This is a genomic window from Paraglaciecola sp. L3A3 (genome assembly GCF_009796765.1).
Lineage (GTDB): Bacteria > Pseudomonadota > Gammaproteobacteria > Enterobacterales > Alteromonadaceae > Paraglaciecola.
Genome location: NZ_CP047023.1, coordinates 2,171,433 through 2,191,095, shown reverse-complemented (window position 1 = coordinate 2,191,095; position 19,663 = coordinate 2,171,433). Strand labels below are relative to the sequence as shown.

Annotated in this window: 12 protein-coding genes and 1 tRNA gene; 6 read left to right on the top strand and 7 right to left on the bottom strand. The window is 38.6% G+C overall.

Annotated features, from left to right (window positions below):
- Positions 1–43: 43 nt before the first annotated feature.
- Positions 44–1,171, top strand: a complete 1,128-nt coding sequence (locus GQR87_RS09130) for an alpha-L-fucosidase (protein ID WP_158968609.1) — start codon at positions 44–46, stop codon at positions 1,169–1,171.
- A gap of 117 nt (positions 1,172–1,288) precedes the next feature.
- Here the strand turns inward: GQR87_RS09130 and GQR87_RS09125 are convergent, their stop codons facing one another.
- The 4 genes from GQR87_RS09125 to GQR87_RS09110 all read right to left on the bottom strand — a co-directional run bounded on the left by GQR87_RS09125 (position 1,289) and on the right by GQR87_RS09110 (position 6,255).
- Positions 1,289–3,268: a hypothetical protein gene (locus GQR87_RS09125; RefSeq protein ID WP_233267440.1), complete on the bottom strand. Its 1,980-nt coding sequence runs from the start codon at positions 3,266–3,268 to the stop codon at positions 1,289–1,291.
- Positions 3,269–3,380: 112 nt separating this feature from the next.
- A complete protein-coding gene (locus tag GQR87_RS09120; protein ID WP_158968607.1) occupies positions 3,381–4,193 on the bottom strand; it encodes a hypothetical protein in 813 nt (270 codons plus the stop codon).
- A 5-nt stretch (positions 4,194–4,198) separates the two neighbouring features.
- Positions 4,199–4,786 carry a hypothetical protein gene (locus GQR87_RS09115; protein ID WP_158968605.1) on the bottom strand — a complete coding sequence of 196 codons (588 nt, stop codon included), beginning with the start codon at positions 4,784–4,786 and terminating at the stop codon, positions 4,199–4,201.
- Positions 4,787–4,800: 14 nt separating this feature from the next.
- Positions 4,801–6,255 carry a sulfatase gene (locus GQR87_RS09110; protein WP_158968603.1) on the bottom strand — a complete coding sequence of 485 codons (1,455 nt, stop codon included), beginning with the start codon at positions 6,253–6,255 and terminating at the stop codon, positions 4,801–4,803.
- A gap of 262 nt (positions 6,256–6,517) precedes the next feature.
- Here GQR87_RS09110 and GQR87_RS09105 point away from each other — a divergent pair, with 262 nt between their 5' ends.
- The 5 genes from GQR87_RS09105 to GQR87_RS09085 are packed head-to-tail and all read left to right on the top strand — an operon-like array spanning position 6,518 to position 16,238.
- Positions 6,518–9,634 (top strand): glycoside hydrolase family 2 TIM barrel-domain containing protein, encoded by a 3,117-nt coding sequence (locus GQR87_RS09105; RefSeq protein ID WP_158972948.1) that lies wholly within the window; start codon positions 6,518–6,520, stop codon positions 9,632–9,634.
- Between the two features lie 14 nt (positions 9,635–9,648).
- On the top strand, positions 9,649–11,226 hold the full coding sequence (locus tag GQR87_RS09100) for an arylsulfatase (protein ID WP_158968601.1): 1,578 nt from the start codon (positions 9,649–9,651) through the stop codon (positions 11,224–11,226).
- 54 nt (positions 11,227–11,280) lie between these two features.
- The gene (locus GQR87_RS09095) at positions 11,281–12,762 is read left to right on the top strand and encodes a tetratricopeptide repeat protein (protein ID WP_158968599.1); all 1,482 of its coding nucleotides are present in this window, start codon (positions 11,281–11,283) and stop codon (positions 12,760–12,762) included.
- 57 nt (positions 12,763–12,819) lie between these two features.
- Positions 12,820–14,325, top strand: a complete 1,506-nt coding sequence (locus GQR87_RS09090; RefSeq protein ID WP_233267439.1) for a sulfatase — start codon at positions 12,820–12,822, stop codon at positions 14,323–14,325.
- Entirely contained in the window at positions 14,322–16,238 is a 1,917-nt protein-coding gene (locus GQR87_RS09085; protein ID WP_158968597.1) for a sulfatase, read from the top strand. Before GQR87_RS09090 ends, GQR87_RS09085 begins: the two co-directional genes overlap by 4 nt.
- A gap of 110 nt (positions 16,239–16,348) precedes the next feature.
- Here GQR87_RS09085 and GQR87_RS09080 read toward each other — a convergent pair whose 3' ends face one another.
- From GQR87_RS09080 to GQR87_RS09070, 3 genes are all read right to left on the bottom strand, one after another.
- Complete coding sequence (locus GQR87_RS09080) at positions 16,349–17,290, bottom strand: alpha/beta hydrolase (RefSeq protein ID WP_158968595.1); 942 nt, start codon at positions 17,288–17,290, stop codon at positions 16,349–16,351.
- A 422-nt stretch (positions 17,291–17,712) separates the two neighbouring features.
- Positions 17,713–18,561: a hypothetical protein gene (locus GQR87_RS09075; RefSeq protein ID WP_158968593.1), complete on the bottom strand. Its 849-nt coding sequence runs from the start codon at positions 18,559–18,561 to the stop codon at positions 17,713–17,715.
- A gap of 951 nt (positions 18,562–19,512) precedes the next feature.
- Positions 19,513–19,589, bottom strand: a tRNA-Pro gene (locus GQR87_RS09070).
- Between the last annotated feature and the right edge of the window lie 74 nt (positions 19,590–19,663).

Sequence of the window (19,663 nt, the reverse complement as noted above, 5' to 3'; positions counted from 1 at the left end):
CTGTTTACATAACTAGGAAATATAAAAATAGGAAAATATAAAAATGCATCGTCGTACATTACTAAAGTTCATGGGTTATGGTGGAGCCTCACTACTTGCTACACCATTAATGTCTTGCGCGTCTAAAAAAATTGCGGTACCAAACTACTTATCCGGATTTGAAGGCACATATACCACTGATCCTAAACAAGCCAATATGGACTGGTTTACCGCAGCCAAATTTGGCATGTTTATTCATTATGGTTTGTATTCTTTATTAGGCAGAGGGGAATGGGTGCAAATAAAAGAAAAGATTCCTGTATTAGAATACGAAAAACTGAAAGACCGTTTTACAGCAGAAAATTTTGACGCTGATTTTATTACTGATCTAGCCTTAATGGCTGGCATGAAATATATCAATATAACCACCCGGCATCATGACAGTTTTTGCTTATTTAATACTAAGACAACCAGTTTTAATAGTGTTAATTCCCCAGCTAAACGTGACTTAGTAGAAGAATTGGCCACTGCTTGTGATAAAAAAGGTCTTGGACTTTGTTTATATTTTTCACACGGCCGAGATTGGCGTCATCCTCATGCAGCTAACAATGATAAATGGGGAGGACACGCTCGGCCTACTTATAATCCTAAAGAAAACTATTATAAATATGGCAGCGAGCATGATTTAGATATTTACATCGAATACATGCACGAACAATTAACAGAATTGTTAACCAACTATGGCACAATAGCGAACATATGGTTAGACGGACATGCTGTGCCGAAAAGTGGAGACACAGCTCAGTTCAGAATGCAGGATACGTACGACTTGATCCACAACCTTCAACCACAAACATTAATATCATATAAAACAGGTTATTTAGGTACTGAAGATTTCTATGCACCTGAAATTCACTGGTTAGAACAGCGCCCAGACGTTCAGAAACAAATGTTAAACGCTAAGAAACCGATTGAGATTTGTTCTCATATCGCAGGGTGGGGTTATACCAAGAAGTTTGATGGTAAACACCCAGGGGCAGAAGCTATCTTCAAGAAGTTAAAAACCGCTAAAACATATAATAATAGTAATTTATTGCTTAACTTAGCACCTAGAGGAGATGGTTCTTTTGATCCTCAAGACATTGCTTCATTGACTGAAGTAGGCGAACACATAAGAAAATTTGGCATTTAGTCTTGATCCTTATGAAAGTATTTTTTTATAAATGATGACTTTATTACTCTGCAATAAAGTCATCATTATTTAAAATACCTAGATCTATAAGAAAAAACCTATAACAACTGTAGTGATTTAAAGTGCTTTATCACTCGTTACTTTACTTTTAATGACCACAGAACTGGCAGCAGGTAATTGTATACTTAACTCAGACTTAAACGGTCTGGTTTCAAGTAAAGTCAAACTAACATTATTCAGCTGTCCAATGCGATTATCATCAATTGGATTAGAAGTATTAGAACGCAAAATCCACACTTCAAGTTGAGTATTTTGAGCCACTTGTAAGTTTTCAAAACGAACAGTGGTATCCACAGCTTGTTGTCCATTGGTGTTGGTCAACACCACACTAACATGCTGTTTTTTAGCATCAACTGCGGCAGTTGTTAACACCCCAGGCAGAAGCTGCTTACCTAATCTTGTTGGGGCAACCTTTACCTCACTTTGTACAACATACTGTTCAGAGTGTTTACTAAACATAGGAATAGGTAAAGCTCGAGCTCTAATCACACCATCATCGGTAACCATAGGGGTGTTATTATTCAAAAACAGGGAATGGCCTAATAACGCCGCCACTTCTTGACTTTTTTTGCCTATAACAGTGTGCATAGTCGCCACCTGATTAACATGTCCGCGTAGCCCGTATTCTGTTATCCATAATTTTTCTGTGCCACTAATAGCCGAATTTTTGAATTGCTTCAACCAATGGTTATGCTCTTTAATAGGCCTTTCTATCCCCATGCCCCTGGCTATTTGTGCTTCATATTTTTTAGATTCTGACACGTTTTTATGGGTGCTAGGATAATAATGCTTTACCACACCATCAAAAGGTGAATTCACTTCGGCCATACCTTGATAAAATGATTCTTTCTCAAAACAAGACAGCACCACAATACTGGGATCAACCGCTTTCATTTTTTGGTAATACTCAATAAAACCAGGTTGTTTACCACTGCGATAATTAACGAATACAAACTCTCCGCTTGGCGGGATAAGTCCATTTTGACCATTACCAAAGATTATCTGACCTGTTTCAGTTTCGAGTACATAATGTTTACTATTCGCTTTAGATAAACTGAAATCAGTTACTTTTTGCCATTCTTCATCGCCGACTTTAAGAATAAAAGGCAAATCGTTTTGACTTAAGTCAACAGGCGGAAACTTTACAAAGAGTTGCTGATTAGCTTGTCCATTAGTTTTGATATGTTGGTCCTGCCAAGAACTGACACTCGCTGCTTTTTGTTGCTCAAAGTATCGATAGCCCCCGTGAATGTAACGGTCCGCATCACCAAATGGTAAGGTGCCAGCTTTACCTGCTACATTATCGACAGGAGCATTACCTGTGCCTCGTTTGGCATCAAATTTATCTGGATATGATCCCCAGTTTAATTCCCAGTTACCATACACTTCATTGCCAATTTCCCAATATTTAATGTTATATGGTTCAGGATGGCCATTCTCAGCTCGTACTTTTGCCCAATCTTTGCCACCATTAGGATTAGCTCCCACCGGGCTATTCATATACTCAACCCAATCTGCCGCATCATCAGGTTTTTCGTAACCATAGGCCACCATCATAAAACCATGCTTAAAATTGGTGGTTTCTAATAATCGACCAAATTCATCACTGCCAAATTCATTACTTTGTGGTCCACGGTTATTACCACTGACATTATCAATTCTCTCAGATAATGGCCCTATTCCTCGTTTCCATTTATACAAATTCCCTTCTGAACCACCAGGAAACCTGTAGGTTGTTAAGCCAAGTTCGCTGGATAACGCGATAGTCTCAGGGTTAAATTCGCCACTTTCTAATAGCAAACCTTGACCGCCCTTAGGGTAGATATTATTACCACCAAAAAATAATGGCGACTGTTCACCTATTATATGTTGAGCATCAATGATCACGCTTGCTTGCTTGGATGCCTCGCCATTCATTGCAGAGTGTTGTGGCGCGCAACTAGCTAAACCTATAATAAAGCCCATGCTTGCGCCCATAACCAATAATGCTTGTTTATTTAATAAATAATGTTTCACTTGTACTCCTTTGGCAGCCATCAGCTCCCCCTCAAAATTAGGAAAATATAAAATAGATATGGCATAAGACAATTATCAATAAGATTACCTCAAAATCAGTAGCAGTACTGAAAGTTTACTGCCACAAAACAAGCTACTCTATTTGCAATGTATAGATAGACAAAGTGCTGGGTTCAATATCCACCATGAAGGTTTCAAGGTCGATTCTTTTTATAGACGACTCCTTGCCTTTAATACTTGTATTGTTGTTCCACATTTTTAGCTTAATTTCATTACTGCTAATGATTTTATCCCATACATTAACAAGCACGTTATTATAAGCTTTGGTTGTAGAGTTATTAATGACATAAGCAGTTATTTGCTTATCATCAGAAAAGGCCATAACCTTAATATCTGCTATTTCCCCCAAGTTTTGGTGTGCGATGTAATGTGTATTATAAACCCCTTCAATGAACGCCTTGGTCATCCAATACCCTCGGCCCCGCTCGGCTTTTTGACCTTTTTTAAAATAGACAGAGCGAGATTCTTTGCTAAAACCTCGAGACCATAACTCAAAGAACACTTCCCCTTTTAAACCGGCACGATAAGCTTCAGATTTGCCAGAATATATCCTAGTGACATTGGTCATTGGCGGCTCTTTCCCGCTAAAAGGGCCTCCACCTGCAGAATTAGATTCTTCGTTATACACAGCTTTACCAATAACCTTTGCAGCTGCGATTAACGAGTGCCAATCAGCCTGTGATGGACCATCATATGTATGGGCTGAAAACCCAGCATAGTCATCTTTAACACCAAGTTCTGCCACTTCTTTCACAAACTTGGTGCCTTGTTTGACTCCCCATGCAGCAGGGCCATTAATTTTAGGCATAGGCACCCCAGCATAGGTTTTGGTTTGCAGCAGGATCTTTAACTGTTCAATGGTGTTGTGTTCATTACTAGGGGTCATCACTTTTAACCATTCTTTTTAGATACCGACAAAATATCAATAGCCACGCCGTTGTCATTCATCAACTTTAAGTAATCGGCTAAAAACCTAGCCCACTTAGCGGCTTTAAATGCACTAGGGTTGTAGTTCCCACCGTTATATCCTCCGCCGGTATAAACCCAATTAGGCATATTATTAGCTGTACCATAGCCGTCGTAATCTGTAATTAATGTGGCCCAAAATTTGGTATCCGGACTCTTTGTTTTGATTCTTTGCATCACATCAATTTGATTATGGTAGATATTGAAGTTAGCCTCACCTTCAATCAATTCTTGCTTTTTATTTATACCAACTCGCCAATAAGGCATATGGATATCGTCAAAATACCAATCAAGAATGTCATCGCTATTGACGGCATTGACAAGGGCATCAGCAGAGCGTTCCATGTCGCCCCCTACAATATCTATTTTTTGTTTTAATGCTCCTGCTTTTAAGACTATTTCTGCAGCCAACAATTGCAGTGATGAACCTCCCAGAAGCACGCACAACAATACCGACCTTAGTCTCTGATTGTTTATTGTTCTTTTTGCCAACATCTTTATTGTTTTATTCACACTTATTTCTCAAATTATGGAAGCGTTAAACTTTGTTCAACTAGCTTTAATCGTTGTTCTAATTGTTTGACTTTTTCAGGAAACTTATTGGCCAGATTGTTTTTCTCAGAAGGGTCTTCATTCAAGTTATACAACCAAGTAGTGTTAGGTGCGTTAGTCCATAAAGCATCCATTCCAGGGCGCATATATTTCCAATTATTTAACCTAATACCCGCCAGTCCATCATAATGGGTATAGATAATTTCAGTTCTAGCTGTGGGTACATCCGTATTGATTAAATGATTTTCAATATTTTGACCATCAATTATCACTGCAGGTAATTTCGCGTCAGTTAGAGCGGCAAAGGTAGGTAATAAATCCATGGCGCTCACCATATCTGTACTGATTTGATTGGCTTTAATTCTGTTTGGCCATACGGCTACAGCAGGTACCCTCACTCCCCCTTCAAAATTGGTGGTTTTACCTTTTTTAAATGGCAAAGCAGATCCGCCATGCTCTTTTTTAGCTAACCATGGACCATTATCAGAGGTGTAAATAATTAAGGTGTTATCTGTTAAATTTAACTTGTCTAGGTGGCTTCGCAAACGGCCCACATTCCAATCTATTTCTTCAATCACATCGCCATATAAACCACGCTTACTTTTACCTTTAAATTGTTCTGAAACGTGCAAAGGTGTATGAGGCATGTTGGGGGTTAAATAAACAAAAAAAGGCTGGTCTTGATTTGCTTCGATAAACCCCAGTGCTTTATTAAAATAACGTTGAGTTAACCTGCTTTGATCAGCGGGATATTCAATAATTTTCTCATTTTCAAACAAAGGTACTATATCCATTACCCCTAAAGGTCTTAGCTTTTTATATAGATTGTTACCACTTCTCACTTTAATTTGATCGGCTTCGGCTTTCTCTAAATTGTATTGCTGATTAAATTTTACATTTTCGGAAAAACTGTGAGTGGCACCTATATACATATCATTGCTATAAGGCACGCCATAATAATAATCAAAACCTTGAGCAGTAGGTAAAGAGTCCGGCAAATCACCTAAGTGCCATTTACCAATCGCCGCTGTTTGATAATTTTTTTGTTTTAACATTTCAGCAATAGTGACTTCAGATGCTGGTAAACCCAGTGAATCAGGTTTTAACACTCTGACTACACCGTTTCTATGCCCCAATCGTCCGGTTAAAATCGAGGCTCGTGAAGGACTACAAACAGACGATGCCACATAAAACTGCTTAAATTTAATGCCTTCTTTTGCCATTGCATCTAAATGAGGGGTACTAATATTTGGTGACCCAAACACACCGATATCCTGATAGCCCTGATCATCGGTAAAAATGAGAATAATATTTGGTAAGTTTTTTGGAACGGGTTCTTTAGTTGTCGCACTAGCCACACCTACCCACCCTCCCCTGGTCAATACACACAGAATAGCAACATGAGATACAATTTTTTTTATGCCTATCATAATTAATTCATTGCCTTAAATAATCTGTCAAATCTGTAACTTACAAGACAATTAAGTCAATCAAAACCTCATTTATATGTATTAAATTTCTAACAGGAATTTCACATTTACAGGTAAATGTGAAAATTTATTACGGGAACTGCTTTGCACTTGGTTATATAGCTATACGTATTAATGGCAATGACTTATACAAGTGAACAGACTAGAACAAGGTAGAAAAATGATTAAACACCTGCGTGTTTTTAAAAGTGTTTTAATAACGATGGCGTTTGCACTGCCAGCAGCTGCGCAAACACTAGAATGGCAAAACCCTGAAGTATTCAGAGTAAACAAAGAACCAGCCAGAAGCTTTTTTTATAGCTTTGATAATGCCCAATCGGCTTTTTCAAAGACCCCTTGGGATCAAGCTAACCATATGTTATTAAATGGAAAGTGGAAATTTAACTGGGTAGAAACAGTTAAAAAGAAACCAAACGATTTTTTCAAAACAAGTTATGACGACAGTAAATGGGACGAAATTGCTGTGCCTGCCAACTGGGAAGTCAATGGTTACGGCACTCCTTTTTATCACTCTCACCAGTGTTTTAAAGCTAAAGCTGTGCCGCCTGAAATGCCGAGTCATTACAATCCAGTAGGCAGCTACCGTAAAACCTTTACCTTGCCTGATGATTGGCAACAAAAACAAGTTTTTGTCCATTTTGGCGCAGTCAAATCAGCTTTTTACCTATGGGTTAATGGTAAAAAAGTAGGCTATTCTCAAGACTCTAAAACTGCAGCTGAATTCGATATAAGCCAATATTTACAGGCTGGAGAAAACCAATTAGCAATGCAAGTTTATCGTTATTCTGATGGTTCATACTTTGAATGCCAAGATATGTGGCGTGTCAGTGGTATTGAACGGGATGTGTATTTATTTGCCACGCCTAAAGTTCACGTAAAAGATTTTCATGCTTACACCACACTGACTGATAATTATACCAATGGTGAATTACAACTCAGCGCATTAATTGATAATAAACACACTCAATCAGCTAGTGGTTATCAATTAAAAGTAGAATTATTGGATGATCAACAACAAACCTTAATTGAACAAAAGCTAAAGATTAAGAAACTATCAGCCAATAAAAATGGGTTAGTAGAGTTTACAGCTAAAGTTAAAACTCCGGATTTATGGAGTGCTGAACAACCCAACCTTTATGATCTAAAACTGACGCTAATGGATAATCAAGGCGCAGCAATTGAACACATAGGTCACAAATTAGGTTTTCGTTCTACAGAGCTTAAAAATGGCAATATCTTAATCAATGGTAAGCCGGTTTTATTTAAAGGAGTAAACCGTCACGAACACGACCCAGTTACCGCTCATGTGGTATCCAGAGAGCTAATGTTACAAGACGTGAAGTTGATGAAAGAATTCAACATTAATGCCGTACGTATGGCTCATTACCCTAATGACCCCTACATGTATTACTTGGCAGATATTTATGGTTTGTATGTTATGGACGAAGCAAACACCGAATCTCATGGTATAGGTGCAGCAAACCAAGGCCAAGCTTATAACCCTAACAATCACTTAGTGAACAAGCCTGAATGGGCTGCGGCTTATATTGACCGAGTGAGTAATATGTATCACGCGACCAAAAATAACCCATCTGTAGTTCTGCGTTCATTAGGTAATGAATCTGGGGATGGTCCTAATTTAGAAGCCACTTATGATTGGCTTAAACAACAGGAACCCAATTCACCTGTTATTTCTGAACAAGCGCAAATGCGCCGTCATACAGATGCTTATGGACAGATGTATGCTCCTATTGGTGATATAGAGCGTTATGCAAGACGCAAACTTGACACCAGTCGTCCAGTGATTTTAATTGAATATGAACATGCTATGGGTAACTCATTAGGCAACTTTAAAGAGTACTGGGATAGTTTTGAAAAATACCCATCACTACAAGGCGGCTTTATTTGGGATTGGGTTGATCAAACCTTTGCTATGCAAGATTTACAGGGAAATGATTTTTGGGGTTACGGTGGCGATTTAGAGCCCGCAGCAACCGTATCCTCATTAAGTTTCTCAGCCAATGGATTAGTGTTTGCTGACCGCACTCCCTACCCTTACTTGTGGGAAGTAAAAAATGTTCAGCAAAATATTGGCTTTAGTAGTGATGATATTACCAACGGTAAACTTGTTATTAGTAATAAACACTATTTCGCCAGTTTAGATGGTCACAGCTTAGCTTGGCAGTTATTGGCTGATGGAAAGCAAGTGGCACAGGGTGAAGGTATACCTTTAACTGCCGCTGCCCAAGAACAACAACAAATATCACTCGATTACGCAACAGAGCGTCAAGCTGGAGTAGAATATTTCTTAAATGTACAAGTGACTAGCGACCATAACAATGGCCTGATCTCTAAAGGGCATATTACCGCATGGTCACAATTAGCATTGCCAACTATAGAAGCTCCTACAGAAAAGCCAACTGATGTTAGATTATCTGTCAGTGATAAAGAACAACGCTACCTATTCAAAGGTCGCAATTTCAACTTAAGTATTGATAAAAAGTCAGGCTTAATCAGTTCCATGGAATATTTTGGTGACGAATTATTGAAAGCTTCTGCTCGCCCAGACTTCTGGCGAGCACCAGTAGACAATGATTTACCGATTAAAGGTTATGGCGATAAGTTTGCTCCTTGGCAAAAAGCAGGAAAAAGTAGCAAATTGGTAGCTATCAAACTAACAAAAGAGTCAAAGTATCAAGCCAAAGTTGAAATAGAGCATTATCTTGGCGCAGTAGAGAGCCGTTACTTCACCACCTATCATATATTTGGTAATGGTGAAGTGAAGGTTGATGTGTTTTTCTATGCTGCACCTCATAAACAACAATCTGAAATACCACGTTTAGGTACATTATTTCAGCTAGACAAGCAGTACTCTGATGTGAACTGGTATGGCCGTGGACCCCACGAAAACTATTCAGATAGAAATACATCGGCACATGTTGGCCAATTTAACAGCAACGTTGAAGACCTATACGTACCTTATGTGCGACCACAAGAAAATGGTTATCGTACTGATGTACGCCATGTCTCATTTTCTAATAAAGAAGGTAAAGGCATTACCTTTACCGGACAACCTTTACTAGGATTTGGGGCTCAGTATTACGATACAGCTGATTATCACGCCAAGCAAGGGGACGCAAAAATCAAAAATTTACATCCTCATGAATTAGAGAATAAACAAAGAATATTTATCAATATTGATTATTTACAACGTGGTATCGGTGGCACAAATACTTGGGGAGCGGAACCTTTGTCTGATTATATAATTCCTTATTTGGACTATCAGTATTCCTTCTCATTTAAGCCGTATAAACAATAAGAAAGGCAACACTAATGAAAATAAATAACAACAAATTACATAAAACACTACCTCTGTTAAGTGCCTTAAGCATTGCATTATTCACTATGAGTTGCGGTGGAAATAACAGTGAAAAAAGCACTGAAACAGTGGTACAGGATCCAGTGAACAAACCAAACGTCATATATATTTTAGTGGATGACATGGGCATTGGTGATATCGAACCTTATGGGCAAGAACTCATCAAAACCCCTAACCTACAGCGTATGGCGGACGAAGGATTGACCTTTTCCCAACATTACGCTGGTAACCCAGTTTGTGCTCCTTCAAGAGCAGCTCTGATGACAGGTAAACACTCTGGACGAGGACAAATACGTGGCAACTTTGAATTAGGTGGTTTTTCTGATGAAGAAGAATTTGGCCAACTACCATTACAGCCAAACACAACAACTGTAGCTAAAATCATGCAAAAAGCAGGATATACCACAGCTCTTATTGGCAAATGGGGCTTAGGTGGTCCGGGCTCTTATGGCGTCCCAACTAAGCAAGGCTTTGATTATTTCTTTGGTTATTTAGATCAAAAACAGGCACATAATCATTACCCGACTCACTTATGGCAAAATGAAGAAAGATTCCCCTTGAACAACGAAGCGCTTGACTCTCATGGACAACTTTCAGCGAGCGATGATCCAAATGATGAGGCCAGTTATGCTAAGTTCAAGCGTAGTGATTTTGCTCAAGATCGACTCACCAATGAAGCATTAGATTACATTGACAGCAATAAAGACAAACCGTTTTTCTTATATCTGTCTTATGCAGCTCCTCATGCTGCATTACAAGCACCTGATGCAGAAATAGCTAAATATTCTCATTTTGAAGATACCCCATATGATGGTAAATCTGATGGAAATTATCTTCCTGCATTTAAACCTCGCGCTACTCGTGCGGCAATGATTTCTCATATTGATCAGGGCATTGGCTTAGTATTAAACAAACTACAAAAGTTAGGTCTTGATGAAAATACTTTAGTCATATTTTCGAGCGATAACGGTCCTAGTTTTGAGGGTGGAGCCGATTTAGAGTTTTTTGACAGTAATGGTAAATTTCGTGGGTACAAGCGTGATTTATATGACGGTGGCATTAGAATGCCTACTATTGCTCGTTGGCCTAACAAAGTTCCTGCCGGTAAAGTGTCTGACCACGTATCTGCTTTTTGGGATGTGTTACCTACTCTGGCTGATTTAGTTGAAATTGACGCACCAAAGGATATAGACGGTATTTCATTTTTGCCCACTTTGTTAAACCAAGACGGTCAGCAAGAGCACGATAGTCTATATTGGGAATTTCATCACTGGAACGGCAGCCATAAACAAGCTATACGTATTCAAAATCAAAAAAATGCCGACTGGAAAGCGATTCGTTTCTTTAACAAAAAGGCTAAAAATGGTACTGCCATTGAGTTGTATAACTTAACGACTGATCCGCAAGAACAGAACAATGTGGCGCAAGAAAATCCAGATCTAGTAAAACAAGCTGAAGCATTATTTAACTCTTCACGGACTCGATCTTTTATGGATAGCTGGAACTTTGATTACTACAACGGCAAAAAGTAGTTATCCCCTTATAGAGCTGGCCTAGCCAGCTCTTTCCTTTAAAGGACGTAAACCATGTCACGCCTGCCAATCACTTTATTCATATTTTTTTCTTTTTACCTAGCTGTTGCACATAAAACAAAAGGTAATATTGTTGAAGCCGATTGGTTATATGAACAAGGGCAATTCAACCAAGCTAACAACCAATACCAACTGGCAGCACAAATCGGTAATTCCAGAGCTATGCATACTTTGGGTGTGATGTATTACCAAGGTCAAGGTGTAGAAAAAGACTTAGTTATTGCGACTATGTGGTTTAATTTAGCCGCACATCATGGTGATACTGCGAGTAAAGTCAGTGCTGCTTATTTAGCTAAACAGCTGACAAAAGTACAACAAGCTTCACTCCAAAAGTTATTAGATAAATATTCCGAAAGTCATAGTCAGGCGAACATCAACACCACTTATTACCCTACCCTACGTAATGAGTTAATTGGTAGTAAAATCACCCATGGCATACATGATATCACCCACTCAAACCTTGAAGATGAGTTTTGGGAATTTGAACAGGATGCAGATTTTGAAGAAGATGAATTTTTCAATGACGATAGCTATAGCCCTTCAAGTTCACTAACCTCACAAAGTAATCGACCATTTTACTTAATCGCAGATATATTAGTAGAAACTGACGGCAGTGTACGTGATATTGAAGTCGTACAAAAATGGGGAAATACCTTAATTGCCTTAAGAAAACTAGCAGAAAGTCATTACACTCCATCAACAATTAATAATACCCCTATACCCATACATAAACGTATTACTTTAGGCATCAGTGTCGATCATTTAAGAAAAATTGATTTGGCTGAAGTGTTATCAAGAGCTGTCTATAAAAGCATTACAAAAGTGCTAATCAATACTCGTGATAGCGACAACCCAAGCGATCAATATCAATTAGCTATTACCTTAATGAATTTCCCAGGTCTCACTCAAACCTCAGAACAAGTAGATCAGCTATTGTTAAGCGCCGCAACCCAAGGCGTAGCCCAGGCTCAATATGTCTATGCCAATAAGCTTTACCAAGAACTAAATGATATACCTGCTGCGATTTATTGGTTATCGGAAGCAGCAAAACAAAGTTTTGCTAACGCAGAATATAGACTAGGGGAATTATTTTTAATCAGCCCTTGGATAACATACAACCAAGAAAAAGCGGCATTTTGGTTAAATAGAGCCGCCCAGCAAGGCCATGTTTTTGCATTAAGACGTGCCGCAGCGATTATGCTTGGGACTGACCAAGATCAATTGAAAGATCCACAAACAGCGATGGAATATTTACAACATATTGCAACCAAAGAAAAAAACAATCCCGAATATCATTACTTGTTAGCCCTGGCTCATAATCAAAAAATACCAAGGGATCGCATGTTAGCAATTAAGTCGTTAAATCGAGCAATATTTCTTGGTGATCAGCTCAGCTGGAATACTAACGACTGGCAACAACAATTAACAAGATGGCAAACCGGCAGTGTCACTGTTCAAGATTTAGGAAATCAATAATGACTCTTCCCAGCCTACTTCCACCCACAAAAAAAATCAATGATTAGGTAATAAACTATGACACTACGCTATTTACATAAACACCACAAGCAAGGCGCTTTACCACGCATCCTAAGTTGTTGCTTGTTATTATCCATTTTCAATGTATCTGCTGAAGATAAACTCCAAGTCACACCCACCCCCATTATTCAACCTAATATATTAATGATAGTAGTGGATGATTTAGGCTGGAGTGACCTAGGTTTTAGTAATAGTAGTGGTGTATTCGACACTCCCAATATAGACACATTAGCGAAACAAAGTTTACGTTTTACAGATGCCTATGCAGGCGCCGCTAATTGCGCGCCTAGCAGAGCAGTACTGATGAGTGGTCAATACGCCCCAAGACATGGTGTGTATACGGTTTCTCCATCAGATAGAGGCAAGCCACAAACTCGTAAATTAATACCCGTGAAAAATGAAGATTTTTTACCTGATGAAACCATTACCCTAGCCGAATCACTCAAAAGTGCGGGCTATACCACAGGCCATTTTGGTAAATGGCATCTTGGTGATGATCCCACTACCCAAGGTTTTGATCATAATGTGGCAGGATACAAAAAAGGCCACCCAACTTCATATTTCAGTCCTTATAATATGCCAACTATTAAAGATGGGCCAAAGGGGGAATATTTAACACAGCGTTTAACCACAGAAGCGATTAACTGGATAAAACAAGTTAAGCAACAACCATTTTTTGCTTATATACCTTACTACACAGTACATACACCACTACAACCTATCCCAGCCTTGGAAAAGAAATATCGCAGCAAGCAAGGGATCATTAGTGGCAAACAAGCAAAATATGCAGCTATGGTTGAAGCTATGGATAACAATGTTGGGAGATTATTAGCGGCATTAAAAACTAATCAATTAAGCGACAACACTTTAGTCATATTTACCTCAGATAATGGTGGCATTCGTGGTATATCACCACAAGATCCTTTACGAGCAGGCAAAGGCTCTTATTATGAAGGCGGCTTACGCGTGCCTTTATTAATTTATTGGCCAACTAAAATCGATCCAAGAGTGACTCATGTTCCCACTGTTAACGCTGACTTATACCCAAGCCTAATTGCATTAACGGGTGCTAAATTGCCTCAACAACCACTTGATGGAAAAGACTTAACAAACTTATGGTTGAGCCCTGACAAGCAAATTGATAAGAAGCTAACAGAACGCGCTTTATTTTGGCACTTCCCTATTTACCTTGATGCAAAAAATGCCATATCCAATCAAGCTACCGATCCTTTATTTAGAACTAGACCAGGCTCAGTGATCAGAAAAGGTGATTGGAAGCTCCATCACTATTTAGAAAATGATAGCTACGAGTTATATAACTTAAAACATGATTTACCTGAGCACACCAATCTTGCGAAATTTTTACCTGAAAAAGTAGCAGAATTGAAACTAGACTTAGCACAATGGAGAAGTGAAATTCAAGCACCAACTAACTTGCCATTGAACCCTCTTTACGACGCAAAAATTGAATCTCAACTAACCTTAAAAGCATTATTAAAATGAATCGATTAATAAAAACCACACTAATTTTCGCTTTATCTTTACTCAGTCAGTTTTCATTGGCTAAAGATAACCAACTTAAACCCAATATTTTATGGTTAACTTTTGAGGATACCAGCGCATTCGAGCTAAGTAGTTATGGCAATAAACATATCAAAAACCCCAATATTGATACCTTAGCCAGCAGTGGATTTAGATTTAATCGGGTTTCATCTAATGCGCCCTATTGCTCACCCGCTAGAAGTACCATTATTTCCGGCGCATATGCTACAACCTATGGCGCAGATCATCACCGTGCTCCCATTCAAGCCTCTGCAAAACGGTTATTTTTCCCTGAGCTATTGCGCCAAGCTGGCTATTTCACCAGTAACAATAAAAAACGTGACTACAACGTTAAGTTGAGCCAAAAAAGATTGGCTAAAATATGGGATGAATTTGACAGTAAAGCCAGTTATAACAGCGTCCAACGCCAAAGCAAGCAACCGTTTTTTTCTGTATTTAACGCTAATATTACCCATATGAGCAGGTTAACCTCTCACACATTAGAAGGTCGCAGAGATTTTACTCAATCTGGAGTAAACCCAGCAGCCACTCCTGAATATTTGCCATCATTACCTGAAATAACATCAGACCATCAATTTCATCTTGAAGGTGTAATAGATATTGATACTTGGGTGGGGTTATTTATCGCTGATTTAAAAGCTAAAGGTCTTTACGATAACACCATTATTTTTGTGTTTTCAGATCACGGTGGCAGCTCCCCAAGAGGAAAAGGATTTTTATACCAATCTACAGGTTTACATGTACCTTTTATTCTTCATGTCCCAGAGCAATTCAAACATCTAGTTCCGGGTTCAAAAACAGAACTGGTCAATAAACAACTTAGTTTTGTTGATTTAGCCCCTACAGTTTTAAGCTTAGCCGGCGTTGCAGCGCCAGACGAAATGCAAGGGCAAGCCTTTTTAGGGCAATTTGCTCAGCATAATCGACCTGTGAATTATGCATTTCGTACCAATCAAGAGCAGCACTACGATCCACAAAGAGGTGTAACAGATGGTCACTATAGCTATGTGAAAAACTATCTGCCTCGTAAACCACTACAGTTACGCAATGATTTTCAATGGGGTATGCCCGGCAATATAGCCTTAGATGAATTCGCTAAAAGTCGCGAAGGTGAAAACATCAAGCGTTCATTGTATCAGGGTAAACAAGACGAATATTTATTCGATTTAACGACTGACAAGTACGAACTTGAAGATTTATCGAAATCAGCTGTGGTTGAGCATAAAGTGGTATTACAAAAAATGCGTAAACTGGTTGCTACACATATACGCAATAGTCGCGATTTAGGTTTTGTACCTTTGGCTTTTAAACAAGATCAAGCATTTGCAGATTGGCTCCCTACTAAGTTAGAAATTCAACAACTACATGATATAGCCGAGCGTGTATCTGCAGCCTCAGTGCAGGATGTAGCTTACTTTGAAACTAATCTAGCGCATCCAAATGGCATAATACGTTTTTGGGCGGCCCAAGGATTTGCCGAACTAGCTGCTAAAAAATACCTAATAAACGCCCCAAAAGCACTATTAAAAGCTACAAATGATAAGTATGCGGCGGTTGCCACAGTTGCGCGAGAAGCTATGGTTTATTTACAGGCACCAGGTGCAGTTGAATCATTATTAGCAGCTAAAGATTCACAACATCGTCGTTCTGCTCTTGAGACTATAGCCTGGACACATCCAAATTTATTAGTTCATCACTTGGATTATTTTCGGAAAAATAATAATGGACAGAATCACGTCATTCTAGCTGCTATCGGAGAACTATCTGCATTCGATGTAGCCACTAAAAAGCAAAAGAAGAAAGGAATTAGTGTCAATCAAACCCGACGGCCTTTAGATCCTTTACCGAACTAATTTCAACAAACAGTTAAAATTCACTTAAAAAAAACAGGCTCAATAATGAGCCTGCTTTTTTATTATTCACCATACTAAATTTACAATTTTTTATTGAAAATAAATGCTACTTAATCAATATAAGCTTCAGTCAAATAGCCTAATTTAAACAGGAAGTTATGAGACTCTTTTAAGGTTTCTTTATATCTCGCTTTATTAAAAAAGCCATGTTTTTGCCCTTCATATAAACGCAATTCACTGATCCCACCTTGAGCAGTTAATGCCTGATCAAATGCCTGGCCCGTTGCCACAGGTATTAAATCATCTCTAGTTCCCAGCATAGTCAGTGTAGGCGGGCCTTCGGAGGTAATGTTATGTAAGGGTGAAAAGCGTTGCCAATATTTATTCACACGTGCATAACCGTAACCTTTAGGTCCATTATCAATCACTGGATTAAACAAGATAAGTGCTTGTGGTTTGGGGCTCACAGATAAGTCATCAGTAGGATCATTAAAATCACTTATAAAAGCAGTTGCTGCCGCTAAGTGACCGCCTGCAGAACCTCCACTTGCAATAATGTTATTAGCATCAATATTTAGACGTGTGGCATTTGTACGCACCCATCTCATGGCAGATTTTGCATCAGACACTGCATCTGCAGGGGTCGTTTTATTTCTTGATTTAACCCGGTAGTCAACCAAAATAGTGACCAAGCCTTGTTCGGTGAAATATTCACTTTGAGGTTTAAATTGAGTTATTTTCCCGCCATTCCAGCCTCCACCAAAAAAGAACACTATCGCTGGCACTTTCTGCCCTTGGCTAATATTTTTAGGTGTATGCACCTCTAGTTTTAAAGGTTTCCCAGCGACTTCTTTATAGGTGAAGGTTGCAACATTGTTACTTGAGGTTTTATCATTGACCACTTTAGTATCAGTCACATTTACTTTTGCAACCTGACTTGGCTGCTCTTTTAAGGTTTGAGTTGAACACCCCACCACAGACAATAAAATTAAGGGTAATATTGAAGATCGTAGCACCGACTCAGGATTGAGTATTTTTACAAACTGAAGCATATTTGCCCCCTATTAAACATTAAGAAAATTTGAGCTTTATAACTTGTCAATTTATAGCTGGACGTTATTTTGACAAGACAAACTTTTTATAAAAAACCATCGCCATAACAATAGCTCTTAACATTTAACAAGTAATCAACTAAAACACGTAATAAAACCAAGAGACTAGCAAAAGCCGCCATGTTAAACACAACAAGTTGAGATAAAGGCGGGGCAATATGAAGTGTGCTAGTATAATGAGAAAAAGGGACTAACTAATTTACTAAAAATAACTCTAATGATTATTCTAAACAGCTCTTGCGCTGCGTTCGTCCGCTAAACATCGCAAATTGCGCGAAATTATAAAAAAGGTTGAACAGTACTAATAATACATAATTCAACCTTTGCAAATAACATCCTTGTTACTGGATTAGCATTGGATATTATTTGCTAGCAAAAACATCAAAAAATTCGGTGGTATTTTTGATCTGGTTATAACCAAAAATCCAACACACTTCTACGGTATCAGAAAAATCAAATCCACCAGCTGTAATGGCTGCATTGTCATAACGGCCATCTTTACCATTGTATTGGTTGCTAATTTCTTTGGCCAACTTCCATAAATTACCTACTTGCTTATCGTTTAACACTCGTGGCCAGTTACCAATATTTTCAGTATTAAAGCCTGGCGTCCCATTTCCTACAGCATTACCATCGGCAATCTTTTCATAATCAGTATAATCGCGCACATAGTCTAAATCTTTAGGCGAAGTTGAGCCTTCGTTCCATTTACTATGTTGAACAATATGCACTCGTGTTTTGACATCAATATCTGTTAAATTAGTATGTAAAGCTCTGACTATATCAGCTGAAAAATCAGATTGACCTGCTTCTGCAATCCAGATATCCCCCCCCGCTTTTAATGTATTAACAACCAGTTGAGTCACCTCTTTTAAGGCTTTATCATAATTGATATGAGCATCAGACCAATTATTGCCAAACGCCAAATCAAATAATTCAGCTGAAGGCACATATAATCCCTCTTGAATACCATAAGCACCAGCCACAGCGTGATATTTCACCTTAGCAAATTTAGGATGAGCTAACATAGTCGCAATAGCCGCTTGAGCATGAATATCGTCTACATCGGTTTTACTATCAAATTGCGGTAAGAATAGATCTTTACTGGTATCAAACTTGCCCAGCATATCGCCTTGCTCACTGGCACTGATACAAGCAACAGAAAACACCATACTTACAAACCACACACCTAACGCTATTGTTCTTTTCATTTTTGCCTCTTTAAAAAATAACTAAAATTATTTGATTGAGTGAAATATCATCTATCGAACCAAAGAAGCAACAACATATTATATTACTTATTAATGCGCACCCATTTAGTTTTAAAACATAAAGCTTTTACTGAGTTACATAATTAATCATCAGCTTTTAACAAGAATTGGAGTAATCATTAGCTCGACTTTAGAGGAAAACAGGCACCAATAAATTCATTAAAAGTAGAAGTTTGTAAGTCTTTTTTGGTCTGTAACTAAGAGAATAATCATCATAGAGAATACTTACTGTATAAAAATCAATAGATAATATATTTGATAATAGCTTTAACACGGAAGGAAGGTTTGTCGATAATTATTAATCCGACCAATTCGCACACATGTGTATGCTTCATTTCGAGTGTATATTTTGGTTTTTTATTGGAGATTTGAAAATATAGGGCAGAAGGCGATGATTAACTGGTCGGTGTGATAGGATTTATTCCGTACATCCTGTACTTCCCCCCTAGCCAAAAATGCCGCTACCAAATAGCGCGTCTCTGAAGTGATGTGTTTGAAAATAAAGACAGAAGGCGATGATTAATTGGTCGGTGTGATAGGATTTATTCCGTACATCCTGTACTTCCCCCTAGCCAAAAATGCCGCTACCAAATAGCGCGTCTCTGAAGTGATGTGTTTGAAAATAAAGACAGAAGGCGATGATTAATTGGTCGGCGTGATAGGATTTATTCCGTACATCCTGTACTTCCCCCCTAGCCAAAAATGCCGCTACCAAATAGCGCGTCTCTGAAGTGATGTGTTTGAGAATAAAGACAGAAGGTGATGATTAATTGGTCGGTGTGATAGGATTCGAACCTACGACCCCTGCACCCCCAGCCAAAAATGCCGCTACCTAGTAGCGCAGATCCGAATTAGTGAGTTTTAAAATAAAGACAGGAGAAGATGATTAATTGGTCGGTGTGATAGGATTCGAACCTACGACCCCTTCACCCCCAGCGAAGTGCGCTACCAAGCTGCGCTACACACCGACCGAAGCAGAGAAGTTTACTCATTTTTAATTTCTTTGCAATGGATAATATTGAAGTAAGTAATCAACTGATTA